Raw genomic sequence first — 25,687 nt, 5'->3', positions numbered from 1 at the left:
CAGAGAGAAGTATAATACATTGTTGAATTTTAATTAACGTTAGTTTTATAGAGGCGAACAGGTAAAACCGATCCCCAAAAAGAAATAATTACCTGGGAGATTCTTAAAGCGAAAAACCAAAAATATTACACATGAAATAAACAAACGAATTAAATGTCCTATCTAACTTTTGAAAAATCCAAATTAATAAACCTGGAGCAATCTCTATTTAAAGAGATTCTTCGAACCAATCGGGCAGGCTCATATATGAGCTCTAGTATAATAGGTTGTAATACTCGGAAATATCATGGTTTACTGGTATGTCCGTTACCCGATTTTGACATGATGCGTCATGTTCTGTTAAGTTCTCTTGATGTAACCGTAGTTCAGCACGAAAGAGCGTTCAATTTGGGAATACATAAATATAATGGAAACCACTATGAACCCAAAGGGCATAAGTATATCAGAGAGTTGGAATTTGATGTAATTCCCCGTAAAGTGTATAGAGTGGGAGGTGTTTTGCTTGCAGTTGAAGAAGTGCTTGTTGCAAAGCAAGAAAGGGTACTTGTAAAATACACACTCCTTGAAGCAAATTCTGACACTAAGTTAAAATTGAAACCTTTTTTGGCTAATAGGAGCGTTCATGAACTAACTCATGAAAACATGGCTGCCAATACTAAATACAGTCAGGCATCTAATGGGATCAGTATAAAAATGTACCCCAGGATACCCCGATTGTACATGCAGCTTTCAAAAACAAATGAGTTTGTGGCAAATCCTGATTGGTACCGCGGGATTGAATATTTTAAGGAAGAGCGTCGCGGCTATCACTACAAAGAGGATCTTTATGTTCCCGGTTATTTTGAAGTAGACATCAAGAAAGGAGAAAGCGTTATTTTTTCCGCTTCCCTCGAAGAAAGGAATCCGGATGGTTTTGATACGCGTTTTAACAAGGAATTAGAGCGGCGGATTCCACGGGACAGTGTTTATAATAACCTTTTAAATTCAGCGCAGCAGTTCTTTGTTTCTAAAGATGATGCAATTACAATGGTGGCAGGCTACCACTGGTATGGAGAGCGCCTGCGCGACACATTGATATCGGTGCCACAACTCACCGAGGCATTGGGCGATGAGAAACTGTTTGCAAGTGTGCTGGATTCATCGGCCAGTCAGATTACAAAAAACATAAAGGATAAGGAAAAGTTGAATATGGTGGAAGCCGATACTCCTTTATGGTTTTTCTGGACACTTCAGCAATGCTGGGGTGAAACTTGTATTGAAAAATTAAGTAAACAATACTATAGCTTTTTAAAGCTGGTTATTGAATCTTACCTTAAAGGAAGGTTTAATAACGTAAAAGTTCAGGATAATGGATTGATCGTTATAAACGATGCTTTTCAACCATTAACATGGATGAATGGGGTTGTTGACGGAATACCGGTTACCCCTCGAAATGGGGCCTGTGTTGAAATCAATGCCCTGTGGTATAATGCCCTGCATTTATTTTTAGATTTAGCTAAAGAAAAGACTAAAGATGCCGGCTTTATTAAAAAGGTAAAGGAAGTGGCTGAGAAATTGGAATCTTCCTACCTTGATACATTCTGGAATGAAAAAGACAGCTGTCTGTATGACGTGGTGGATGGTGAGTATATTGATGCTTCTATCCGTCCTAATCAGATATTTGTAACCGCTTTTAATTACTCACCCCTGAGCAACGAACAGAAAAAAGATATTATTGATGTTGTAAAAGAGCAACTGTTAACGCCAAAAGGTTTAAGGAGTTTATCTCCTAAAAACCCTAATTATAAGGGCGTGATGGAAGGAATTGCTCATAAGCGTGAATTTGGCTTGCATCAGGGAGCTGTGTGGCCATGGTTGATATCTTTTTATGCAGAGGGGTATTTAAAGCTGCATAAGCAAAGCGGAATAAGCCATATTAAAAGGATTGCAGATAATTTTAGCGACGAGATGACTAATCACTGCATAGGTACTTTATCCGAGTATTATGATGGGAATCCCCCTCAGATGGGAAAAGGTGCTGTTAGTATGGCCTGGAATGTAGCCGGAGTTCTTAAAATTCTTAAACTAATCGAAAAATATAGTTAATATGAGGGTACTTATGTTTGGCTGGGAGTTTCCTCCTCATATTACAGGTGGGCTCGGAACAGCGTGTTATGGATTGACAAGAGGATTGTCACATGTTGAGGATTTGGATGTATTATTTGTTGTGCCAAAGGCTTATGGTGATGAAGACCAAAGTGCAATAAAGTTGGTAGGAGCCAACAATATATCCATCCGACAACGAAAAATAGACTTAAAAAAGTTTGAAAAAGAGATGGATTATATAGAGGTTGATTCCCATATCATCCCTTATGTAGATCCTGAAGATTATTGGAAACTCACCCGTATAAAGGTTGAGGGCGAAAAAAAGATTGTTCATACAAATGAAGAGGGGAAAATTGATTTTTCGGGAAAGTACGGTGCTAATTTATTGCAGGAAATATCTAACTATGCTTTGGTAGCCGGGGTTATTGCGCAGGATAACGAATTTGATGTGATCCACGCACATGACTGGTTGGCTTACCCGGCTGGAATAGCAGCTAAAGAGGCTACCGGTAAACCTTTGGTTGTTCATGTTCATGCTACCGATTTTGACAGGAGCGGAGGAAGTGTGAATCCTTCAGTGTATGAGATTGAAAAGAGGGGGCTGGATGCTGCAGATAAGGTTATTACGGTAAGTAACCTTACCCGGAATATTGTTGTCGAAAAATATGGCATTGATCCGGGAAAAGTGGTTACCGTGTACAACGCAGTCGAACCCAAAGAAATGTTGGTTGATAATCCTATTAAGAAAAACAAGAATGAAAAAATTGTGACCTTTCTTGGGCGGATTACCATGCAAAAAGGCCCGGAGTATTTTATCGAGGCCGCCTACCGTGTACTTCAAAAAATGGATAATGTCCGGTTTGTGATGGCAGGGAGTGGTGATATGATGGAGAAAATGATTCGTCGTGCTGCTGAACTGAAAATTACGGACAAATTTCACTTCACAGGCTTTTTGAAAGGAGAGGAAGTGTTTACTATGTTGCGGATGAGTGACTTGTATGTGATGCCATCCGTTTCGGAACCTTTTGGTATTTCACCCCTTGAGGCCATGCAAAGTAATGTGCCTGTTCTGATATCCTATCAATCAGGAGTTGCAGAAATTCTTAATCATGCCATAAAAACCAACTTCTGGGATATAGATGCTATGGCAGATGCCATGTACGGAGTATTAAAATATCCTTCCCTTTCGTCTATGTTTATCAAGCATGGAAAAAGCGAGGTGGAGGCTCTGAAGTGGGAAGACTCTGCCCATAAAGTTAAGGAAGTATACGATTCTGTGGTGCCTGAAGAATCATCAATCTAACTCTTAAAATCAAAAACTTATGAAAACAATCTGTCTATATTTTCAAGTACATCAACCATTCCGTTTTCGTCGCTATCGTTTTTTCGATATAGGTAATAACCATTACTATTATGATGATTATACCAATGAAAGCATTTTGGTAAAAATTGCACAAAAATGCTATTTGCCTACCAATGAGATCTTGCTTAAGCTTATTAAAGCCAATAAGGGAAAGTTTAAAGTAGCTTTCTCAATTTCGGGGGTGGCCATAAAGCAGTTTCAATTATATGCGCCTGAGGTTATCGAAAGTTTTAAAAAACTGGCAGATACCGGTCAGGTTGAGTTTCTTGCTGAAACATATTGCCACTCTTTAGTGGCCCTGAAGGATAAAGATGAGTTTAAGCGCCAGGTTGATATGCAAGTTGCCCTGGTTAAAGAACTCTTTAATCAGGAACCTTCTGTTTTTCGAAATACAGAGTTGATATATTCTGATGAAATGGGAGATATGGTTTATAAAATGGGTTATAAGGCCATGTTAACAGAAGGAGCTAAGCATGTATTGGGTTGGAAAAGCCCTAATTATTTGTATTGTAACAGCATTAACCCAAAGCTTAAAGTGCTGCTTAAAAACTTTGTGCTAAGTGATGATATTGCTTTTCGCTTTGGTCATAAAGGATGGAGTGAATGGCCTCTGACACCAGAAAAGTATACGCAGTGGTTAAAAGATGTTGATGCTAAATCGGAAGTGATAAATCTGTTTTTAGATTATGAAACCTTTGGTGAGCATCAATGGAAAGAAACCGGTATTTTTGAATTCCTGGAAGGATTACCAAAGGAAATCCTGAAGCATAAGGAATTTTCATTCTCTACGCCATCTGAAGTAGCAAAAAACCTTCAGCCGGTTTCCGCAATCAATGTGCCTTATCCAATATCATGGGCTGATGAGGAACGTGATTTGACGGCTTGGCTGGGCAATGAAATGCAGGAAGAGGCTTTTAATAAATTATATGCCTTATTGCCTAAAGTGCAGAAATGCACCGATCCGAAGTTGATTGATGACTGGACTTACCTTCAGGCTAGTGATCACTTTTATTATATGTGCACCAAGTATTTCTCCGATGGAGATGTGCATGCGTATTTTAATCCATATGAATCTCCTTATCAGGCATTTATTAATTATATGAATGTGCTGAGCGACTTTACCTTGAGACTAAATGCTGTGGTTCCTGAAAATGAAGAGGATGAAAACATCTCAAACCTAAGCAATCTGTTGGCTGAAAAGGAGGCTAAAATTGCCGAACTTGAAGAAAATATTAAGAGACTCAGGGAGAAACAAAAGAAAGTAGAGAAAAAACTGATTTAATGTAACCATGGACTTGGGTTGTGGTTGTTCTCATTTCGGAGAATTTAATTAATAAATTATTAGAGTGGTGACCTAAGCCTGTATTAAAGGTTTGGGTTCACCATTAATTAGGCCTATTTATATTTCTATTTTAAATAAACAGAGAAAATTATGAGCATTAAAAAGCAATTTTTAAAAAGTAAGCCTGAGTGTAAGGTTACTTTTAAATTTGAGAAGAAAGATGGGTTAAAGCCTGAGTCAGTAAAAGTTATTGGCGATTTTAATGATTGGGACACAGCGGTGGAGCCCATGAAGCCATTAAAATCAGGCGATTTTACACAAACACTTAATCTTTCGAGCGGATCTGAATTTCAATTCAGATATTTAGTTGATGACAGCCAGTGGATAAATGATGAAGAGGCCGATTGTTTCGTAGATAACGGAATGGGTACTTCGGAGCAAAATGGTGTACTTCAGCTATAGTACTAATCTATTTGCCCCAATTCCCCGGGGTTAATTATTCTCTCAGGAAACGGTTAGATACCGCAATTACAATTTATTATCTTAAAAAATGATGCAAAATTATTTAAAGCCCGATTATGTTTTTGAAACAAGTTGGGAGGTTTGTAATAAAATGGGCGGTATCCATACCGTTTTATCAACAAAGGCACTAACTCTGGTTAAAAATTTTGGAGAAAAAATAATATTTATCGGGCCTGATTTTATTTCAGGTACAGGAAAAGTCAGTGAGTTTGAACAAGATGATAATCTTTTTCCGGAATGGAAAGAGGCCTTGAGCAAAGAAGGACTTCGGGTACGAACAGGTAGATGGAAAGTTGTGGGTAAGCCAATTGCATTGCTCATAGATTTTAGTACCATGGTGTCCCAAAAAAATGAAATTCTTTCTCGTTTTTGGGAATTGTATAAAGTGGATTCACTATCCGGACAATGGGATTACGTTGAATCTGTAATTTTTGGGTATGCAACAGGAAAGCTGATAGAAAGCTTTTATAAATGTTACCTGAATGCCAACCATAAAATAGTAGCACATTTTAATGAATGGATGACTGGTAGTGGAGCCTTGTATTTAAAAGGTGCATTACCTCAAATAGCTACCGTTTTCACTACCCATGCCACTGTTATTGGTCGTAGTTTGGCTGGTCATGGCGAACCATTGTACGACGAATTACAGAATTTCAATGGAGATATCAGATCTCATGATCTTGGGGTAGTTGCAAAACACTCGTTAGAAAAGAAATCAGCAATAAACGCTGATTGTTTTACCACCGTTTCGGAAATTACAGCAAAAGAATGTGCCCAGTTCATGGAGCGCCGGGTTGATGTAATAACGCCAAATGGCTTTGAAGGTGATTTTGTCCCTCAGCCAAATGAGTTTGAAGAGAAACGTAAGGTGGCAAGGGAGAAACTGAAGAAAGTTTCTGAAAGTTTATTGGGTTACAAACTAGCCGATGATGCCCTTTTTATTGCCAATAGCGGAAGGTATGAATACCGGAATAAGGGTATTGATGTGTTTTTAGATGGATTAAAACATCTTAATGAAGATGAAAACTATAAGCGGGAAACAATTGTTTTTGTATTGATACCCGCAAATAATTTTGGGGCCAGAAAGGATTTAATAGCTAAACTTAATGGTGAAACTCAAAACGGTTTGAAAAATCCCTTTCTAACACATGGTTTAAACGACCTGGGCTATGATCCTATCATAAATAAAATTCAGGATATCCACCTTAATAACGAAAAGGAAGATACAGTGAAGCTGATTTTTGTTCCATCTTACCTGAAGGGGGATGATGGCATTTTCAATCTTCCTTATTATGATGTTTTGATTGGTATGGACTTAACCGTCTTTCCTTCTTATTATGAACCATGGGGATACACGCCTTTGGAAAGTTTGGCTTTTTATATCCCTACCGTAACAACCAGTTTGGCAGGCTTTGGAATTTGGGGGAAACAGTTTGCCAAGGGTATTGATGATGGGCTTGTTGTGATTGAACGGAATGATCATAATATAGATGAGGCTTCCATTAATATATCAAAAGCCATAATCCAGTTTGCACTAAAGTCGGAGAATGAGGTAAGTGATATAAGGAACAGAGCGCATGAATTATCGCTCAAAGTAGAGTGGGATGTGCTTTTTGACCATTATTTTAAAGCATATGATGTTGCACTAAAAGCAGTATCAAACCGCAAGGAGCAAATAGATATTGTGAAAAGGGATAAACGTATCCATATAAAGCCCGAAAAATCTGCAATGCCTGTTTGGAAAAAGCTCTTTGTAAAATCTAAACTTCCTAAAAAAATAGAGCACTTAAATGAGCTTTCGCATAACCTTTGGTGGACTTGGAACTATAGGGCTTCGGAGTTGTTTGAAGCTATTGATCCTGATACCTGGGTGGCTTCAGGGAAAGATCCAATAAAGCTTCTTGAAAGGGTTAGTTATGATTATTTGGTGGGGTTATCCGAAAAACCTGAATTTGTTAAGGAGCTCGATCGGGTATATAACATGTTCCGCGCATATATGGATCGGGAGCCCTCAACAGATCCTTCAATAGCTTATTTTAGCATGGAGTATGGAATCAATGATGTGCTAAAGATATATTCCGGAGGTTTGGGTGTGCTGGCTGGTGATTATTTGAAAGAGGCCAGTGATTCAAATGTGAATATGACGGCAGTAGGATTGTTGTATAAATATGGATATTTCCGACAATCGGTAACTATAAATGGAGATCAGCAATCTAATTTTGACAAACAGGAGTTTTCCAATCTTCCGATAACTGAAGTTAAGAATGCAGATGGGACTCCCTATTTGCTCAAGATGAGTGCTCCTGGTAGGCTTGTGCATGTTAAAGTTTGGCGTGCCGATGTGGGGCGGGTACCTTTGTATTTGTTAGATACAGATCATGAGTTAAATAGTGAAGCGGACAGGCATATTACGCACAGTTTGTACGGAGGCGATTGGGAAAACAGGCTGAAGCAGGAAATCCTTCTAGGTATGGGAGGAATACAGTTATTGGATGAGCTTGGGATTAAAACAAACCTTTTCCATTGTAACGAGGGGCATGCTGCCCTGATCAATGTGTCCAGGCTAATTAAATATGTTGAAGATCATTATTCGTTTGCCGAGGCGCTTGAATTAGTGAGGGCTTCCTCATTGTTTACAACACATACGCCTGTTCCTGCCGGACACGATAAGTTTGATGAAGACTTAGTCAGGATATATTTCCGGCATATTCCGGAAAAACTTCAAATAGGCTGGGATGACTTTATGGCGTTGGGGCGCGAGAACCCCGACGACTTGCATGAAAAGTTTTCCATGAGTGTACTTGCCGTAAAAACATCTGAAGAAGTAAATGGTGTGAGCTGGTTGCATGGTGAGGTGTCCAGGAATATGTTCCAGGGATTGTGGAAAGGCCTTTTTACCGAAGAGGTGCCTATTGGTTACGTAACTAACGGGGTTCATTATGGAACCTGGACTTCGTGTGATTGGCAAAGGTTATATGAAGAAAGGTTTGATACTGATTTTATGTCAGATTTGTCAAATAAGGATTTTTGGAGGAAGATTCATGATGTAACTGATGAAGAGATTTGGCATGTTCGAAAAACCTTGCGCAGAAAACTTATAGAGTTCGTTAAGAACCGGATGGCCTCTAATATGGTGAATAGCCATTCTGATCCTTCTCAAATTGTAGAGGTTATTGATCAGATAGATGATAATGCTTTAACTATTGGTTTTGCACGAAGGTTTGCTACTTATAAACGTGCGCACTTGTTGTTTACGGATGAGGAACGGTTGGCCGAAATTGTGAATGATCCGGAAAGGCCAGTGCAGTTTATTTTTGCCGGAAAGGCCCACCCTGCAGATGGGGGAGGTCAGGCCTTGATCAAACATATTGTTGAAATATCCAAGAAACCTCAGTTCCTGGGGAAAATTATTTTTCTTGAAAACTACGATATGGAATTAGCCAAACGATTGGTGAGCGGGGTTGATATCTGGATGAATACCCCAACCCGTCCACTGGAAGCTTCTGGAACAAGCGGTGAAAAAGCAGAACTGAATGGAGTGTTGAACTTTAGTGTTCTGGATGGCTGGTGGTATGAAGGTTATCGTGAAGGTGCAGGTTGGAGTTTGACGGACAAACGTACCTATAGCGATCAAAAGCTTCAGGATGAGTTGGATGCGGCAACGATATATAGTATGTTCGAGAATGAGATAGTTCCTTTGTTTTACGACCAAAATGAAAAGGGTATATCACCTGATTGGATAGAGTATATTAGGAACTCGATTTGTGAAATCGCACCTGACTATACAACCAAGCGCATGATGGATGATTATCTGAGCAGGTTTTACAATAAGATGGACAATCGGTTGAAGGAACTCAAGGATAACGATTGTGAACTGGTACGGAAAATATCATCCTGGAAACGTTGGGTTAAATCCAATTGGAACGATGTGGAGGTTGTGAATGTTGAAATGCCCGATATTTATTCCCACCAACTTGGAATTGGCGAAACATACCGTATCAACTTAATTATTGACCTAAAAGCACTTGATGGTATAGATATTTCTGTTCAGGCAATTTTTGCTGATGTGCAGGATGATAATACGGCTAAGATGTTAAGTATTGAAGAGTTTGAACTGGATAAAAAGGAGGGTAGTAAATTATATTATACCTTAAATCATAAATTGAATATTCCTGGTGTATATAATTTTGGTATCAGGATGTACCCTAAAAATGAGGACCTTAGCAAAAAGCAGGATTATTGTTGTGTGAGATGGATATAGACCAATTCAGATTATTATATAAAAAGTCCTTTGAAAAACTTCAAAGGACTTTTTTGTAAAAAAATCTTTTAATACACGCTTTTGGCAGGTATTCTTTCAAATATCATCGCCGTTCTGGCAGGAATATATAGTTTTAATTGGTACTGGTCTTTGTTGTAGGGCATCCTTTCGGTGTAATATATGTATGATTCATCTATGCTGCCAAAACCACCAAACTCAGGATTGTCAGTGTTCAACAGTACTTTAAACTTTCCGGGGTCTACAAAAATACCATAGTCGGTGTACGAATTAGTTGGAGAAAAATTAAAAACCATATAGTAATTTCCTCTCTTAAAAATCATCACCTGGTCTGCTTCGTTAATCGCTATCCCGTAACAAGGCTCGTTGTTCGAAAGAAACCCATCTTTGGCCAGATGAACCATCGCTCTGTCGAAATTTGCCAGGTATTTAAACTTCAAATCAGGATGATCCATTAACCCCCATTGTCTTCTTGCATGTTTGTATGACCACCCGTTGCCTTCTCTCGGAAAGTCAATCCATTCCGGATGTCCAAATTCATTCCCCATAAAGTTTAGATATCCTCCATGAGATGTTGTGATGGTAGCCAGCCTGATCATCTTATGCAGGGCGATTCCCCGGTCAATAACAAGGCTTTGGGATGCCAGATCCATTTTGTCGTACATTTCTTTATCAACCAGCCTGAATATGATTGTCTTATCACCAACCAGCGCCTGATCATGGGATTCGGCATACGACACCACTTTTTCTGCGGCCCTATGTTGCATCAGTTCATGGAAAATCCGGGAAACATTCCAGTTTTCATCACTATGTTCCTTGATCATCTTTATCCAAAAGTCGGGAACGCCCATAGATAGCCTGTAATCGAATCCAATGCCCCCGTTTTCTATCTTATCGGATAGACCGGGGTATCCGCTCATGTCTTCAGCTATGGTAATTGCATTGGGATTGATGCGATGAATCAACCTGTTGGCAAGGGTGAGGTAAGTAAGGGCATCGTAGTCTTCTGTGCCATTAAAATAATCGCTATACGACGAAAATGAATATTCCAGTCCATGATGTAGGTATAACATGCTGGTTATCCCATCAAACCGGAAACCGTCAAAATGAAATTCCTGGATCCAGTATTTGCAATTGGATAACAAAAAGCGGAGTACTTCGTTTTTTCCGTAATTAAAACACTTGCTGTCCCAGGCAGGGTGTTCCCCGCGCCCACCATCATGAAAATACTGATATGATGTACCATCAAAACGGCCAAGTCCTTCAATTTCATTTTTTACAGCATGTGAATGAACTATGTCCATAATAACTGCAATGCCATTTTTGTGGGCTTCGTTGATTAAATCTTTGAGCTCTTCAGGAGTTCCGAAGCGCGAGGATACGGCAAAAAAATTGGAGACATGATATCCAAAGCTTCCATAGTAAGGATGTTCCTGGATGGCCATTAATTGTATGGTGTTGTATCCGGCTTTAGCAATCCGGGGTAGCACATCATTTTTAAACTCAGTGAATGAATTTACTTTGTGCTCTTCGGAGGACATCCCAACATGAGCTTCGTAAATTAAAATGGGATCTACAGAGGGTTTAAAATCCTGATCTTCCCATTTGAATTCTCCATGCCGGGTCCAGACCTGGGCACTGAATATTTTTGTGTGTTCATCCTGAACTACCCTGTTAATATATGATGGAAGCCGCATGCCATCTCCTCCCTGCCAAAAAATATGCAGTTTAAATAAGTCTCCGTGCTTTAGCAGTTCTTTAGAAATGGTGATTTCCCAATTGCCAAAATCCATTTTTGTGAGCCTGAATTTTTCATTGGGTTTCCAATCGTTAAAATCTCCAACCAGAAATATTTCGGTGGCATTGGGAGCCCACTCCCTTAGTTGATATTTATCTCCAAGATCTTTTAAACCATAAAAGTCATATCCATCCGACATCTGGTCAAGATCTCCAAATATTGCCTTTATATCTTCAAGTCTATTGTTGTAATGGTCAATTCTTTTTTTTATAGCTGGCTCAAAAGGTTGTAGCCATGGATCATTTTTTACAAAAACAGGTGTATCCATAAATTTAGGTGTTGAGAATTTATTTGTAATAGGAAATACTAATATACCAACACTATTTTTAAACAAATCATAAAATCAGGAAAATTGATATAGAATTAAATATTTATTTATAGATAGAATTGTAACTTTGTCAGTGTTTACTGTAAAAATTGCAGTCTGTATCTAAATTGCGATATTTTTGTACTGAAGTAAGGTGTAGTGTTGTAGTTTGTTATGGGTTTTTTAGCAGGGGTTTAAAGAACAATATGGAAATTCAAAAAATAAAACAAAGGTTTGGAATTATCGGAAACTCTTTTGGCTTGAACAGGGCAATAGATATTGCGGTTCAGGTTGCTCCCACCGATTTATCTGTGTTGATTACAGGTGAAAGTGGAACTGGGAAAGAAGTTTTTCCGAAGATTATTCACCAATATAGTTCAAGGAAGCATGGGCCGTATATTGCCGTAAACTGTGGGGCCATCCCGGAAGGCACAATAGATTCTGAGCTTTTTGGTCATAAAAAGGGCGCTTTTACCGGAGCTATGTCAGATAGGAAGGGTTATTTTGAAGAAGCTGATAATGGTACCATTTTCCTCGATGAAATAGGAGAGCTGCCCCTGGCAACCCAGGTTAGATTGTTGAGAGTATTGGAGGCAGGTGAATTTATAAAAGTGGGTTCATCGGAGGTGCTGAAAACAAACGTGCGCGTTGTGGCTGCCACCAATGTAATGATGGAAAAGGCAACTAAAGAGGGTAAGTTCAGGGAAGATTTATTTTATCGGCTTAGTAGTGTGCCTATCGCTATTCCTCCATTACGGGAGCGGCCTGAGGATATTCATTTGTTGTTCAGGAAGTTTGCCCACGATTTTTCGGAAAGGTACAGAATGCCATCCATAAAGCTTCAGCCGGATGCTGTTGACTTGATTACCCGTTACCGCTGGCCGGGAAATATTCGTCAGCTAAAAAATATTACTGAGCAAATTTCAGTTATTGAAGGCGAGCGAATCATATCTGCAGTTACTCTTCAAAACTATATTCCATATCATGCTGGCGACAATCTGCCTGCTGTGGTTGAAGGGGGTGCTACAGGCGAAAGTTCCTTTTCAAATGAGAGGGAGATTCTTTATAAGGTGCTGTTTGATATGAAGAAGGATATGGGCGACCTAAAAAAGCTTGTGCTCGAGATGTTGCAACACGATGGAACGATTAATGTGGACAGCGAACATGCCCATATTATAAAAAAATTGTATAATGAAGATGTTGAAGTCTTCTCAAAGCAAGATTCAAACCCATCACCTGTAATCATCAATAATTCTTCCAGTCATAGTAGTGCTCATGATAGCATTGAAGACACGGAGGAGTTTGTTGAGGAATCCTTGTCGTTAGAGGAAAAAGAAATTGAATTGATTAAAAAGGCTTTGGATAAGTATAACGGGAAGCGGAAATATGCAGCCAGAGATTTAGGTATTTCGGAAAGAACATTATATAGGAAGATTAAAGAATATGATATTAAATAATACAATAAAACAAGTGATTGCAAGCTTGGTAGTTTTGTTTGCAATGGTGTCTTGTAAGGTTGAGTTTACCCTTAATGGGGCCTCAGTACCTGAAGAATGGAAAACATTTTCGGTACAGTATTTTGAAAACAGGGCGCCGTTGATTAACCCAACGCTTAGTCAGGATTTTACAGAGGCCCTGAAAGACAGGGTTACCAGTGAGTCAAAGTTGACACTGGAAGACAGGGATGCTGATATTGATTTTTCGGGACAGATCACAGGCTATAACGTAAGGCCTATGGCCATTCAGGCAGATGCTGTTTCTGCAGAAACCAGGTTAACCGTCTCCATTAAAGTAAGATATCGTAACTTTAAGGATCCTAAAAAGAATTGGGAATCTTCTTTTAGTGCTTATGAAGATTTTGACAGTAATCAGAATATTAATGATATTGAAAAGGAGTTAACGGATCTTATCATAGAAAAGATAACGCAAGATATTTTTAATAAGGCATTTTCGGATTGGTAGAATGTTGAGAATTACATGAAGAGATATTCTTAAATAGCAAATAGCCAATAGCTGATAGCTGATAGGACGGCTACGCCTTTAGGACGCTTCGCTTTAGCTTAACTACTTGCCATTATAGCATCTATAGTTCAGTAAGATAATTGTATAACACAAGAAGCAAATAATCTTAAATAGCTAGTAGTTGATAGGGCGGCTGCGCCTTTAGGACGCTTCGCTTTAGCCTGATTGCTTGCTACTAATACAACTTTTGCTCAGATAGAATAAGAATATCACAAGAAGGGAATTATCTTGATACTTGATACTTGATACTTGTGTCTTGACACATAAGAATTGCTGCTGTTCCGCTTTTTCCAGGTTAGGGACTCGTATGCAAAAAAAATGGAAAGGCATTGGGCCTGTGAAAGAAAAAAACAACCATATGAACAAACGTGGTTTTAGTGAAATATTGACAAGTCCGGATTTGGTTGATGAGGATACGCTTGCGGCATTGAAAGAAATAGTTGATGAATATCCCTTTTTTCAAGCCGGAAGAATGCTGTTGTTAAAGAATATGCATAAAGTGGATCATATTCGATACAATAGTGAATTGAAGCACTCTTCAGTTTATATCCCGGACAGGAGCAAATTGTTTTTTTTGCTCAATAATATTGGAGATGAAAAATCAAAAACACAGCCGGAGTTGATGCATTTATCCGGTGGGATTGCGGGAAATACACAGCATGCAGAGGAGGCAAAAAATGAAGGGTTTGCTGTAAGTAGAGAGGAAAACAAGATTGCCAGCACTCCTAAAGAAGTAACCATAACGGATAATTATCTGGGGGCTTCGGATGAACTGGCAGATGAATCAGGGGAAGTGTATAACTTTACTTTTAGCACGGGGCAAAGTGATACAGAACCTAAAGAAGAATTTGATGACATAGTATTGCCTGCAGCCGATTTGCTGGATTATGAAACGAGTAGTTCAACGGGGTATTTACTACCAGGTATTGACGAGATAAATGATGTTGATTCCAATGAGAACAGGTCATTTTCTGATTGGTTGCACATTATGCGTTATTCCAATCCAACCGATATAAGTGAAGGGGAGAAAAAGAATTCAGGCATGGATTTAATAGATAACTTCCTGAACTCCGAACCTAAAATAATACCCGATACGGCAAGGAAGCATAAAAATGTGGATTTATCGGAGCAAAAAAATGATGAAGATGAGGATATATTATCAGAAACATTGGCAGGTATTTATATCAAGCAAGGGCATAAATCAAAGGCGATATCAATTTTCGAGAAATTGCGCTTGAAATATCCTGAAAAAAGTGTTTACTTTGCACGGCGAATTAGCGAGTTAAAAGAAAATTAAAAATCTTATAAAATAAAGAGTATGTATTCAGTTGTATCTATACTGGTAATTATTGTAAGTATTTTGTTAATACTTATTGTTTTGGTTCAGGATTCAAAAGGAGGAGGTTTGGCTTCTAACTTTTCTTCGCAAAACCAAATAATGGGCGTGAGAAAGACAACCGATTTTTTAGGTAAGGCTACCTGGTATTTAGCTGGTGGTTTGTTAGTATTGTCATTAGTTGCCGTTATGGTTCTTGAAAGACCAGGAGTAGGTGAAAATGCTGCGCTTGATGAGAAATTAGAGCAAATTGAACAGCCTCAGAATGCAATGCCTTCTTTCCCTTCAGCTACTGGAGAAGAAGCTCCTGCTACAGAGGAAACTTCAACAGAAACTCAGGAATAAGGATTGCCTTATAAAAATATTGAAAGCCGGTATGCATTGCATGCCGGCTTTTTTTTATTGATATACTGTTGCTTTAAATCTGTTTCCTGACAGTCAATGGCACAAATGGTGCAAAAATGTCAGTCCCGACATGTAAAAACGGCCATAATTATAAATGGCACAGTTTATGACTGGCAGAAGCCGTAATTATAAAATAGTTTAACTTTTAAAACTTATAAATATGTCACAAGTACAAGGAAAGATTCTTGCCGGAAAAATTTTGGTTAAGCCTCAGGCGGCAGAAACAAAAACTGCAAGTGGGATCATTATTCCTGATTCAGCTAAAGAGAAACCTCTACAAGGAGAAGTTGTATTAGTTGGTGCTGAAAAACAAGACGAGAAAATGGAAGTTGCCGTTGGTGATGTTGTTCTTTACGGAAAGTATGCAGGAACAGAATTAAATATTGACGGAACTGACTACTTATTGATTTCTCAAACAGACGTATTGTTTATTAAATAATTAAGAACCTATTAAGCTTTAAAGAAAATGGCTAAAGAAATTAAATTCGATATTGAAGCTCGCGATTTATTAAGACAAGGTATTGACGAGTTGGCTAACGCAGTAAAAGTAACATTAGGGCCTAAGGGTAGAAATGTTATCATTGATAAAAAGTTTGGTGCACCTGCTATTACTAAAGATGGTGTTTCTGTAGCTAAAGAAATTGAGTTGAAAGATCCTTATGCAAATATGGGTGCTCAAATGGTAAAAGAAGTTGCTTCAAAAACTGCAGATAACGCAGGTGACGGAACAACTACTGCTACGGTTTTGGCTCAGTCTATTGTAAACGTAGGTCTTAAAAACGTTACTGCCGGAGCTAACCCGATGGAGCTTAAAATGGGTATCGATAAAGCTGTGGCTGCAGTAAAAGAAAGTATTACAGCACAGTCTCAGGAAATTGGTACACATACTGAAAAAATAGAGCAGGTAGCAAAAATTTCTGCCAACAACGATGCTGAAATTGGTCGTTTGATTGCTGAGGCAATGAAAAAAGTTGGACAGGAAGGTGTAATTACTGTTGAAGAAGCCAAAGGTATTGAAACTACTGTTGAAGTAGTAGAAGGTATGCAATTCGACAGAGGATATATCTCTCCTTACTTTGTAACCAATACTGAAAAAATGGCGGCTGAGTTGGAGAACCCATATATCTTAATCCACGACAAGAAAATTTCTACCATGAAGGATCTTCTTCCTGTATTGGAAGCTACTGCTCAAACAGGTCGTCCTTTGTTGATTATTGCTGAAGATGTTGATGGTGAAGCATTAGCTACTTTAGTAGTAAACCGTCTTCGTGGTTCATTAAAAGTAGCAGCGGTTAAAGCTCCTGGTTTTGGCGACAGAAGAAAAGAGATGTTGCAGGATATTGCAGTGCTAACCAACGGTACATTAATTACTGAAGAGGTAGGTTTGTCATTAGAGCAAGCTACTTTAGAGATGTTGGGAGAAGCAGAAAAAGTAAGTCTTGATAAAGAGAATACCACTATCGTAAACGGTGCTGGTGCGAAAGAGGTAATCAACGAAAGAGCTGAGCAAATCAAGTCTCAAATTGCAAATACTACTTCTGATTACGATAAAGAGAAACTTCAGGAACGTTTGGCCAAATTGGCCGGTGGAGTTGCTGTACTATATGTAGGGGCTGCTTCTGAAATGGAAATGAAGGAGAAAAAAGACCGTGTTGATGACGCTTTAAGTGCAACCCGTGCTGCTGTTGAAGAAGGAATTGTTCCGGGAGGTGGTGTTGCTTTGATTCGTGCTATTGCTGCTCTGGATGGTGTAAAGGGAGAAACAGAAGATGAGAACACAGGTATCGAAATTGTAAAGAGAGCAATTGAAGAGCCATTGCGTCAGATTGTTGCAAATGCCGGTAAAGAGGGTGCAGTTGTAGTACAAAAAGTAAAAGAGGGAGAAGGTGATTTTGGTTACAATGCCCGTATTGATGAGTACCAAAACTTCTTTGCAACCGGAGTAATTGATCCTGCTAAGGTAACTCGTATTGCCCTGGAAAATGCTGCTTCAATTGCAGGTATGTTCTTAACAACAGAATGTGTTATTGTTGATGCAGAAGAGGATGAGCCAGCTATGCCAGGTGCCGGAATGGGCGGAATGGGCGGAGGTATGCCCGGAATGATGTAAGAAAAGTTTGATGCAGAAGTCGGGTGACAGAAGCTGATATACTTCAATAATATAAAAGCCATTGCAGAAATGCAGTGGCTTTTTTTGTGTGGTTATATAATTGTTTTTAAGGCTTGCTAATCTAATTCATTACAATTTTCTTAGGAATTCATTCAGTATTTTTTAAATTTGTTAAGGATGTGTTGAACATTTTTTCGTCGAATATCTTTACTAGTCTGTATTATTTAATTTTTTAAAACAAACTATCATGAAATTTGAATTACCCAAGTTACCTTATGCAGCGGATGCTTTAGAGCCTGTTATATCACAAAAAACAATTGAATTCCATTACGGAAAGCACCATCAGGCTTATGTAAATAACCTGAATAACTTAATTGAAGGCACTGAGTTTGCCGAAGCAGATTTAGAGACTATCATAAAAAAGGCTGAAGGCGGAATATTTAATAATGCAGCCCAGGTTTGGAACCATACTTTTTATTTTACATCATTCTCTCCTGATGGAGGAGGTGAGCCAACAGGAGCTTTGGCCGGAGCTATTGATAAAGCATTTGGGAGTTTTGATGCTTTTAAAGATGCGTTTGGAAAAGCGGCAGCTACACTGTTTGGTTCCGGGTGGGCATGGCTTGTAAAAGATGAAGCCGGTGAGTTGAAAATTGTACAGACAGGTAATGCGGCAAATCCAATGACAGAAGGGCTGACTCCTGTTTTAACTTGTGATGTGTGGGAACATGCCTATTATTTGGATTATCAAAACAAGCGTCCGGATTATATTGCAAACTTTTGGAAACTGATTGATTGGAACATCGTTTCAGAGCGGTATTAATTTATATTTCAAGGGGGCGTTTCAGGGAGCTAAGTTGATTCTGAGGCTGCCCCTTTGTTTTGTGAGCAGAAATCTACATTATCATTAATTATATTCCCTTAACATTATGCTTAAAGATCTTATATTAAAAAATCGTAGTTATAGGCGCTTTTATCAGGATAAAACAATTAGCCTTGATGAACTTTCAGAATTGGTTGATTTGGCCAGGTTGTCGCCTTCGGCACGTAATGCTCAGCCACTAAAGTATATCCTTTCCAATACGCCGGAAATAAATAGCATTATTTTTAAACACTTGTCGTGGGCCGGATATTTACCCCAATGGAGCGGGCCGGAAGAAGGGGAAAGACCTTCTGCCTATATTATCATGGTTAATGACACCTCAATTACTTCTAATTTCTTTAGCGATAATGGAATTGCTTCACAAAGTATCTTGCTGGGGGCAGTTGAAAAAGGTTATGGGGGATGTATCATTGGTTCTGTAGAGCGATTGCAGATACAGAGAGAATTGGATATTCCGGCACAATATAAAATAGTTCAGGTTATTGCCTTGGGTGTACCAAAAGAAGAGGTGGTAATTGAAGAGCTTGATAAGGACCATAAATACTGGAGAGATATGCAGGAGGTGCACCATGTGCCTAAAAGAAGTCTTGCAGACATTATATTGAAACTGCAGAAATAACAATCTGACATCAAGGACATCTTCAGGAGTTAAGGGAATTTTAAATAACTTTTGAGGATAGTCCTTTTTTTAGTCTTGCCTTCCATGGTAAAACTGTGTACCTTTAAAATAATAACCTGAGCTCTTTTGTTGTAATCAAACTCAGGTAGATACTTTTTTGCCAATTAAGCAAGCTGTTTTTGGCATAATCTTTAAAACCGGGAGTTATGAAAAGGATTTATGTTTTAGCGCTGGTACTATGTTTGTTATTGGGAAGCTTGTCTGCCCAGGTGTCCGATTCGTTATTGTTCAGGGGCGTTGTTATGGAAGGGGATAGCCTGTTTGCTTTGCCTTATGCAAAATATACCATTAATTCGGATCGGAGTTATGTTTCTAATGAATTGGGACAGTTTTCTTTCTGGGGTAAGAATGGGGATGTGGTTCACTTTTCTTATGTTGGTTTTGAGTCTTTGTATGTTGCGATTCACGATTCCCTGGCCAATGATAATTTTTTGATGGGGGTGTTTTTAAGCCGGGATACCATAGTGTTGTCTGAGGTTGTAATCATTCCACAAACCATAAGTCCCGGAGCCTATGCCCGTAATATGCCATTGCTTAGTACAAAAGAAGAAGCGGTGGCACAGCACAATGTCGATGTGTCAACCTATCAGGCTATAACCCAACCGGTAAAAGAGTGGGATGCTGAAATGAACCAAAAAAACTTTATTCAGGCACGAACTAATGATGTGGTGTATAAAGGTCAGGTGCAGCCTGGTCAAATGGTTGGGATTGGTAATGTAGCAGTTCAGGCGGAGATTGAAAGGGTAAAATTGAGCAAAAAAAAGAAACCATCCCAAAGCTATATCACCTTATCAGAATGGGAATTCCTGATTGCCACTTATCATGAAAGGTTAAAAATGAAGCAGCCTAAACCCTAATCTGGATAAAACGGAACAGTAGCAATTCTTAGGTGTCAAGGCACAAGTATTAAGATACAAGACACAAGTATCAAGTATCAAGTATCAAGTATCAAGATAATTCCCTTCTTGTGATGTTATAATTCTATCTGAGCAAAAGTTGTATTGGTGGCAAGCAATCAGGCTAAAGCGAAGCGTCCTATAAGCTACTAGCTATAAGCTATGAGCTATCAGCTTTTAAGATTATTTGCTTCTTGTGTTATACAATTATCTTACTGTACAATAGATGCTGTAATGGCAAGTAGTTAAGCAAAAGCGAAGCGTCCTATCAGCTACTAGCTATAAGCTATCAACTATTTAAGATTATTTGCTTCTTATATTATACAATTATCTTACAGAACCATAAATGCTGTAATGGCAAGAAGTTAAGCTAAAGCGAAGCGTCCTAAAGGCGCAGCCGTCCTGTCAGCTATCAGCTATTTAAGATTATTTGCTTCTTGTGTTATACAATTATCTTACTGAATCATAGATGCTGTAATGGCAAGTAGTTAAGCTAAAGCGAAGCGTCCTAAAGGCGTAGCCGTCCTATCAGCTACTAGCTACTAGCTATCAGCTATAAGCTATAAGCTAATTAAACAGCGTTAATGATGGATGATCTTTACACGACCTACTTCTCCGGTTTCCAGCATTACCTTAATGCCATGTGGGTGATGTGATGATTTGGTTAAAATTCGCTTCACAATTCCTTGGGTTAGGTTGCCTGATCGCTGGTCTTCTTTCAGTACGATGGAAACTTCTATACCCGCGGAAATGAATTTCCTGTTTTTGCCATCCATAGTTGTAAAATTATATAGTTTATTTATCTGTAGTTTGTTTCTTAACAAATGGTAGTCTTGTCCAGATTAGGGATTCGAACATGAAATTTCGATCCTTTTTGTGTTTCCGATTCGAGAGATATGGAACCGCCTAGCAGTGTGGCATAGCCCTTGGAAATGGATAGCCCTAGTCCGGAACCTTCAAAACCTCTGGAGTGAGACAGGTCTTCCTGAACAAATTGATCAAATATGGTACTTTGCTTTGCTTTTGAAATGCCAATCCCGGTATCTTCTATCCAAAAGTCAGCATAGTCGTTGCTTATGCAGTAAGTTATCTTTATATGACCGGTTTTGGTGAATTTTATTGCGTTTTTGATCAGGTTTGTCAGTATGGAGTTTATTTTGTATTCATCCGAAATAAATGTTTCTACAGGTGCAGTGCATATTTCTTCTGAAAATAATTGTAGCTCCTTGTTTTTTGCCTCAGGAAGAAAAAAGGAATGTAGCTCAGTAACAATTTTTTGTATGTTGACTTTGGCGTGTTTGGTTTGCTCTAATCCCGATTCAAGTTTGGATACATCAATAATATTGTTGATTGTATCCATCATTCGGTATCCGCTTTGTTGTATAAGGTCAATAAAATGCTTGTGTTCGCTTTCGGAATAGTTGCAGTTTTTTAAGAGGTCGGTAAACCCGATTATACCATTCATAGGCGTTCTGATTTCGTGACTCATGTTGGCTAAAAATGCCGTTTTTATCTTCTCGCTTTCAATGGCCTTTATCTTTTGTTTTTCAAGTTCTTTTACAATTTTAGAGTTCAGTTCAAGTTGTTGCTGAAGGTCAAGGGTTTTTTTGTTAATCCTTGATTTTAATATATAATTAACTCCTAGTGAAAGTAAAAAGAGTCCAAGAATCAGGGAGCTTCCCGTAATGATGTATCTTATATTGCGCCCCCAGTAATTGTCGTTGTGCTCGTAGGGGGCAATCCATTTTTCATATATTTTGTGATATTCGCCGGTAGCAAAAATTACCTCAAGACCGTTGTTTATAATTTGGGCAAGGTCGGGATTGTTTTTAGAGATCTTAAATCCCATATTTCTTTCCAGTATCCTGTGGTTCAGGTTGAGTATGTAATCTTTTCCGGCTTTTTGTGCATGGTAGATACTGATAACCCTTTGCGCAAAGATGCAGGTGGTTTCTGTTCTGTCTAACATCGTAATCAGTTCCCCATAACTATTCACAAATTTAAATTTGGTAGTGGGGTTTATCGATTTTATGTAGCCAACCAATACGTCGCTTTTCCATAAGGCAACAGTTGGTTCTCTCATGGATCTGAACTTTTCGATGGAAAAATTAGGGTGATAATTGCGGTTGTATAAAAAGCAATGTTCGGTATTTACAATCGAACGGGAATATATATAGTTGTTGTCATGGCTTCCTGAATAATGTGCTCCTGCAACGCCGGCTAGTTTTCCTTCCTCAAGGTTTTTGTTTGCTGTACTCCAATCTGATACGTTTATTTTTATATCTATCTGATATAGTTTTTTTATGGCGTTTAAGATGTCAACATTAAAACCTACCAATTCACCATCGTCGTTAAGGTAATTGTAGGGAGGGTAATAGTTGCTAAAGCCTATTTCATATTCTTCTCCTGAAACGTGAAGTGGGAGCATGACGATAAGGAATATGTATAGTATTTTTTTGAGCATTGCAACTTTTTGTTTTGCGCAAAAATAGAGTTTTTTTAGATAATGGGGGTGTTTTATTAAGTAATTATTGTTTAGATTGTTAATGCCTCATTTAGATGTAAGGCGTAAGTTGTAGTTAGTAGCTGTTTAGTCTTTTATCTTTTGTCTCAAATCTAACGATCTATAATGTTTAAATTTTGCTTTCTTTATACCTGTATTTTATTTGAACAAAGATGATAAAAAAGTATTTGAAGGGATTTTATAGCACAAATATTTTGTTGGGGCTTTGCTTGTGTGTTTGTGCGCAGGAAAAACATGCACAAAGAGAGGTTGTGAATAAACAGGGGTGGACTTTTGGGGCCTTGCCTGTTATTGCATTTAATTCTGATGAAGGTTTTAAATATGGGGGATTGGTCAATTTTTTTGATTATGGTGATGGTGTCGGATATCCCGATTATAACCGGTCGTTATATGTTGAGTGGTCAAGAACCACTAAAGGGAGTGGGATTAATCAGATGATTTACGATAGCAAGGTTTTGATTCCTAATACACGGTTAATTGCCGAAATAAGCTATAAAACCGAACAAGCCCTGGATTTTTATGGGTTTAACGGGTATGGGGCTTTTTATAATCCAGACTATGAAGACCAGGATCATTCGTCCTACCTGAGCCGGATGTTTTATAGGATAGACCGTAGCCGGTTTGTGGTAAAAAGCGATTTTCATATAAACCTTATAGGTACAAAACTTAGGGCTTTGGCAGGCGTTTCGTTTGTTAATATTAAAACAGAAGAGGTTGATATAGATAAACTAAATAAAGGGCTGAGCAAAGAAGATAAGCTTCCGGAGCATGAAGAACAGCCTGGGTTGTACCGATATTATGTGGATGCGGGAATCATTCCTGCTAAGGAGAAAAAAGGTGGTGCCAATGGTCTTATAAAAATTGGTGGGATATTTGATACGAGAGATGTTGAGGCAAACCCCGGCAAGGGTGTCTGGGCTGAAGCTTTTTTGTTGGCAAATCCCGGGTTTGATGGATCTGCTTATGTCAAAGTGGTTGTTAACTGGCACCAATATAACACAGTGGTGCCTGATTATGTAAATTTTGCATATCGTCTTTCATACCAGCCTAAAGTTTTTGGTGATATACCCTGGTATATGCGACCCAATATTTATAATTCTCGTCGCGATCGTTATGGGTTGGGCGGCGTTTATAGTTTAAGGGGTATAGTGCGAAATCGGATAGTGGGAGATGGAGTGGCATTTGCCAATTTTGAGCTCCGAACTATTCTGTTGCGCACGGTGATAAAAAAGCAGAATTTTTATCTGGGATTGGTTCCCTTTGTTGATATGGGTATGGTTACCAATGAAGTAGATGTTGATTATTCCTTATTGCCGGCAGATGTGAGGCTGATGGTACAGCCTGAAACAGATCAGGAGAGTATTCATGCCAGCTATGGTGCAGAATTAAAATTTGTTCTGAACGATAATTTTATTGTGTCTACATCCTATGGTAGGGTGATGGATAAAAGAGATGGTAACAGCGGTTTTTATATCGACCTGAATTATATGTTTTAAGTATTAAATGTTTTTAAGGGTAAAGTTCCCTGATTAAGAATGATTATGTTGTTTGCAGCTGGCAGGAATTTATAATTAAAAGAAATAATCAAAATATTTGAAGAGGGTACCTAATGAAGACAAGGTATCCTCTTTTTGCGGGATCCAATGGATCAGATCTGTATAAGCAAGCTGCACATCAGATCTGTTCCATAAAACCAGCAGTGTAAATTAATATCACTTCGCTATGTGTTTGTGTTGATAATAAGTGTGTTATACCATTTGTGCAATGGGATTAGCACTTGGGATCCCCGCTAAGGAGGGATGTGAACAAATGACGATAACCTGTCCCGAACTTTATGTCGGGATAATAATGGTTAGTGTAAAGGAACGCAGTGAACTTGACGCTATATTCATTATATAATCGGTATTAACCGGTGATTATTGGGAGAAGTCAACCTGATGTTTGCGTAAGGAACTCACACTTTACACAGATAAAACTCAGACTAAACTCAGACCAAACTCACTAAACAGTGAGTTTGGTCTGAGTTTAATATGACTTATAACAGTGTTAAATTTGACTTTATCTCGTCTTCGGTTTCGGGCAGGTTCGTGTACGATATCTTGCAATTCTAAAGCATTCCAAAGTGCATGGATCAGATCTGTATAAGCAAGCTGCAAATCAGATCTGTTCCATAAAAGCCATTTTGTTTAAAGAGTAATAGGTTGCAATATTTTGTTAAGACTTTTGTATTGTATTTATAGTGAATTTGTTAGTAAAGTAGGTTGTTGTTTGTTAACATGTTGGTGTCAAGCGCCTCCACAAGGACGGAGCAGGCTTTGTAAATCATTCTCATGTCTTCCTGAAGCTATCGGGACTAATAATCTGTTTAAGACTGTTGGATTAATAAAAATCACAAAAGTCAGTGTTTAGCTGATTTTTTTTTATGATTTTTGTAGCCGGTAAGTGAGAGAAAAATATATAATTCAGTATTGAAATGGAATTTACTTTAAATGGAAACAACAGCCGGTACAGCAAAGTTGAGAAATACGATGACGAAACAACAGAAAAGTTATCCGATAATTTCTCAGAAGTAATTACCCTTTTAGGAGAAGATGTAAAGCGCGAAGGATTAGAAAAAACCCCCTTGCGTGTGGCTAAAGCCTTTCAATTTCTGACCCAGGGGTATGATATGGATCCGGAAGAAATCATCAAATCAGCTATGTTTCGCGAAGATTACCAGCAAATGGTGATAGTAAAGGATATTGAATTGTATTCGTTATGCGAACACCATATGTTACCGTTTTTTGGGAAGGCTCACGTAGCCTATATTCCCCGCCACCATATTACCGGATTAAGTAAAATTGCTCGTGTTGTGGAAGCTTTTGCCCGTCGCTTGCAGGTGCAGGAACGCTTAACTACCCAAATTAAAGACGCTATCCAGAATACTTTAAACCCATTGGGAGTGGCTGTTGTGATTGAAGCACAGCATATGTGTATGCAAATGCGTGGTGTACAAAAGCAGCACTCTGTTACTACCACATCAGATTTTACTGGTGCCTTTATGAAAAACCAGGCCACCCGTGAGGAGTTCTTTAATATTATCTCGAATAAATTACATTAATGATTAGCTCTTAGGACGGCTTCGCCTTTGGTTTTTAGGACGCTGCGCCTATAGCTAGATGTCATTGTCATCGTTGATTGTCTCATTGTGCATTGC

19 protein-coding genes are annotated in these 25,687 nt (G+C 38.6%); 16 read left to right on the top strand and 3 right to left on the bottom strand.

Features of this window, described 5'->3' with window-relative positions:
- Window positions 1-153: 153 nt before the first annotated feature.
- The 5 genes from OM074_RS05430 to glgP all read left to right on the top strand — a co-directional run bounded on the left by OM074_RS05430 (window position 154) and on the right by glgP (window position 9,513).
- Window positions 154-2,085: an amylo-alpha-1,6-glucosidase gene (locus tag OM074_RS05430; protein ID WP_301198292.1), complete on the top strand. Its 1,932-nt coding sequence runs from the start codon at window positions 154-156 to the stop codon at window positions 2,083-2,085.
- Window position 2,086: 1 nt separating this feature from the next.
- On the top strand, window positions 2,087-3,388 hold the full coding sequence (locus OM074_RS05425; protein ID WP_301198290.1) for a glycosyltransferase family 4 protein: 1,302 nt from the start codon (window positions 2,087-2,089) through the stop codon (window positions 3,386-3,388).
- Window positions 3,389-3,407: 19 nt separating this feature from the next.
- Window positions 3,408-4,730, top strand: a complete 1,323-nt coding sequence (locus OM074_RS05420; RefSeq protein WP_301198288.1) for a glycoside hydrolase family 57 protein — start codon at window positions 3,408-3,410, stop codon at window positions 4,728-4,730.
- A 150-nt stretch (window positions 4,731-4,880) separates the two neighbouring features.
- The gene (locus tag OM074_RS05415; protein WP_301198286.1) at window positions 4,881-5,192 is read left to right on the top strand and encodes an isoamylase early set domain-containing protein; all 312 of its coding nucleotides are present in this window, start codon (window positions 4,881-4,883) and stop codon (window positions 5,190-5,192) included.
- Window positions 5,193-5,280: 88 nt separating this feature from the next.
- A complete protein-coding gene (glgP, locus tag OM074_RS05410; protein ID WP_301198284.1) occupies window positions 5,281-9,513 on the top strand; it encodes an alpha-glucan family phosphorylase in 4,233 nt (1,410 codons plus the stop codon).
- Between the two features lie 68 nt (window positions 9,514-9,581).
- Here glgP and OM074_RS05405 read toward each other — a convergent pair whose 3' ends face one another.
- On the bottom strand, window positions 9,582-11,597 hold the full coding sequence (locus OM074_RS05405; protein ID WP_301198282.1) for an alpha amylase C-terminal domain-containing protein: 2,016 nt from the start codon (window positions 11,595-11,597) through the stop codon (window positions 9,582-9,584).
- 245 nt (window positions 11,598-11,842) lie between these two features.
- On the opposite strand from OM074_RS05405, the gene OM074_RS05400 reads away from it, so the two are divergent.
- From OM074_RS05400 to OM074_RS05360, 9 genes are all read left to right on the top strand, one after another.
- Window positions 11,843-13,093 (top strand): sigma-54 interaction domain-containing protein, encoded by a 1,251-nt coding sequence (locus OM074_RS05400; protein WP_301198281.1) that lies wholly within the window; start codon window positions 11,843-11,845, stop codon window positions 13,091-13,093.
- Entirely contained in the window at window positions 13,080-13,598 is a 519-nt protein-coding gene (locus OM074_RS05395) for an LptE family protein (RefSeq protein ID WP_301198279.1), read from the top strand. The genes OM074_RS05400 and OM074_RS05395 overlap by 14 nt, the downstream gene beginning before the upstream one ends.
- Window positions 13,599-14,016: 418 nt before the next feature.
- The gene (locus tag OM074_RS05390) at window positions 14,017-14,955 is read left to right on the top strand and encodes a DUF8458 domain-containing protein (protein WP_301198277.1); all 939 of its coding nucleotides are present in this window, start codon (window positions 14,017-14,019) and stop codon (window positions 14,953-14,955) included.
- A 21-nt stretch (window positions 14,956-14,976) separates the two neighbouring features.
- Window positions 14,977-15,339 (top strand): preprotein translocase subunit SecG, encoded by a 363-nt coding sequence (secG, locus tag OM074_RS05385; protein WP_301198276.1) that lies wholly within the window; start codon window positions 14,977-14,979, stop codon window positions 15,337-15,339.
- Between the two features lie 220 nt (window positions 15,340-15,559).
- Window positions 15,560-15,838 carry a co-chaperone GroES gene (locus OM074_RS05380; protein WP_301198275.1) on the top strand — a complete coding sequence of 93 codons (279 nt, stop codon included), beginning with the start codon at window positions 15,560-15,562 and terminating at the stop codon, window positions 15,836-15,838.
- Window positions 15,839-15,865: 27 nt separating this feature from the next.
- Window positions 15,866-17,509 (top strand): chaperonin GroEL, encoded by a 1,644-nt coding sequence (groL, locus tag OM074_RS05375; protein WP_301198273.1) that lies wholly within the window; start codon window positions 15,866-15,868, stop codon window positions 17,507-17,509.
- 247 nt (window positions 17,510-17,756) lie between these two features.
- Complete coding sequence (locus tag OM074_RS05370; RefSeq protein WP_301198272.1) at window positions 17,757-18,332, top strand: superoxide dismutase; 576 nt, start codon at window positions 17,757-17,759, stop codon at window positions 18,330-18,332.
- A 106-nt stretch (window positions 18,333-18,438) separates the two neighbouring features.
- The gene (locus OM074_RS05365; protein ID WP_301198270.1) at window positions 18,439-19,011 is read left to right on the top strand and encodes a nitroreductase family protein; all 573 of its coding nucleotides are present in this window, start codon (window positions 18,439-18,441) and stop codon (window positions 19,009-19,011) included.
- 206 nt (window positions 19,012-19,217) lie between these two features.
- Entirely contained in the window at window positions 19,218-19,928 is a 711-nt protein-coding gene (locus tag OM074_RS05360; RefSeq protein WP_301198268.1) for a peptidase associated/transthyretin-like domain-containing protein, read from the top strand.
- A gap of 620 nt (window positions 19,929-20,548) precedes the next feature.
- Here the strand turns inward: OM074_RS05360 and OM074_RS05355 are convergent.
- A complete protein-coding gene (locus OM074_RS05355) occupies window positions 20,549-20,791 on the bottom strand; it encodes a YwbE family protein (RefSeq protein ID WP_363320228.1) in 243 nt (80 codons plus the stop codon).
- The gene (locus OM074_RS05350) at window positions 20,785-22,395 is read right to left on the bottom strand and encodes an ATP-binding protein (RefSeq protein WP_301198266.1); all 1,611 of its coding nucleotides are present in this window, start codon (window positions 22,393-22,395) and stop codon (window positions 20,785-20,787) included. Before OM074_RS05350 ends, OM074_RS05355 begins: the two co-directional genes overlap by 7 nt.
- Before the next feature lie 248 nt (window positions 22,396-22,643).
- On the opposite strand from OM074_RS05350, the gene omp85 reads away from it, so the two are divergent.
- Both omp85 and folE read left to right on the top strand, forming a co-directional pair.
- On the top strand, window positions 22,644-23,987 hold the full coding sequence (gene omp85 / locus OM074_RS05345; RefSeq protein ID WP_301198264.1) for an Omp85 family outer membrane protein: 1,344 nt from the start codon (window positions 22,644-22,646) through the stop codon (window positions 23,985-23,987).
- Window positions 23,988-24,964: 977 nt separating this feature from the next.
- Window positions 24,965-25,591: a GTP cyclohydrolase I FolE gene (gene folE / locus OM074_RS05340; protein ID WP_301198262.1), complete on the top strand. Its 627-nt coding sequence runs from the start codon at window positions 24,965-24,967 to the stop codon at window positions 25,589-25,591.
- Window positions 25,592-25,687: the final 96 nt, after the last annotated feature.

Source organism: Plebeiibacterium marinum (assembly GCF_026013615.1).
Taxonomy (GTDB): domain Bacteria; phylum Bacteroidota; class Bacteroidia; order Bacteroidales; family Marinilabiliaceae; genus Saccharicrinis; species Saccharicrinis marinus_A.
This window is presented reverse-complemented; position numbering and strand designations above follow the sequence as displayed.

Excerpts from the sequence above, each read along its gene's own strand:
- OM074_RS05430 (WP_301198292.1), top strand. The coding sequence starts at position 154 with ATGTCCTATCTAACTTTTGAAAAATCCAAATTAATAAACCTGGAGCAA.
- OM074_RS05425 (WP_301198290.1), top strand. The coding sequence starts at position 2,087 with ATGAGGGTACTTATGTTTGGCTGGGAGTTTCCTCCTCATATTACAGGT.
- OM074_RS05420 (WP_301198288.1), top strand. The coding sequence starts at position 3,408 with ATGAAAACAATCTGTCTATATTTTCAAGTACATCAACCATTCCGTTTT.
- OM074_RS05415 (WP_301198286.1), top strand. The coding sequence starts at position 4,881 with ATGAGCATTAAAAAGCAATTTTTAAAAAGTAAGCCTGAGTGTAAGGTT.
- glgP (WP_301198284.1), top strand. The coding sequence starts at position 5,281 with ATGATGCAAAATTATTTAAAGCCCGATTATGTTTTTGAAACAAGTTGG.
- OM074_RS05405 (WP_301198282.1), bottom strand. The coding sequence starts at position 11,597 with ATGGATACACCTGTTTTTGTAAAAAATGATCCATGGCTACAACCTTTT.
- OM074_RS05400 (WP_301198281.1), top strand. The coding sequence starts at position 11,843 with ATGGAAATTCAAAAAATAAAACAAAGGTTTGGAATTATCGGAAACTCT.
- OM074_RS05395 (WP_301198279.1), top strand. The coding sequence starts at position 13,080 with ATGATATTAAATAATACAATAAAACAAGTGATTGCAAGCTTGGTAGTT.
- OM074_RS05390 (WP_301198277.1), top strand. The coding sequence starts at position 14,017 with ATGAACAAACGTGGTTTTAGTGAAATATTGACAAGTCCGGATTTGGTT.
- secG (WP_301198276.1), top strand. The coding sequence starts at position 14,977 with ATGTATTCAGTTGTATCTATACTGGTAATTATTGTAAGTATTTTGTTA.
- OM074_RS05380 (WP_301198275.1), top strand. The coding sequence starts at position 15,560 with ATGTCACAAGTACAAGGAAAGATTCTTGCCGGAAAAATTTTGGTTAAG.
- groL (WP_301198273.1), top strand. The coding sequence starts at position 15,866 with ATGGCTAAAGAAATTAAATTCGATATTGAAGCTCGCGATTTATTAAGA.
- OM074_RS05370 (WP_301198272.1), top strand. The coding sequence starts at position 17,757 with ATGAAATTTGAATTACCCAAGTTACCTTATGCAGCGGATGCTTTAGAG.
- OM074_RS05365 (WP_301198270.1), top strand. The coding sequence starts at position 18,439 with ATGCTTAAAGATCTTATATTAAAAAATCGTAGTTATAGGCGCTTTTAT.
- OM074_RS05360 (WP_301198268.1), top strand. The coding sequence starts at position 19,218 with ATGAAAAGGATTTATGTTTTAGCGCTGGTACTATGTTTGTTATTGGGA.
- OM074_RS05350 (WP_301198266.1), bottom strand. The coding sequence starts at position 22,395 with ATGCTCCCACTTCACGTTTCAGGAGAAGAATATGAAATAGGCTTTAGC.
- omp85 (WP_301198264.1), top strand. The coding sequence starts at position 22,644 with ATGATAAAAAAGTATTTGAAGGGATTTTATAGCACAAATATTTTGTTG.
- folE (WP_301198262.1), top strand. The coding sequence starts at position 24,965 with ATGGAATTTACTTTAAATGGAAACAACAGCCGGTACAGCAAAGTTGAG.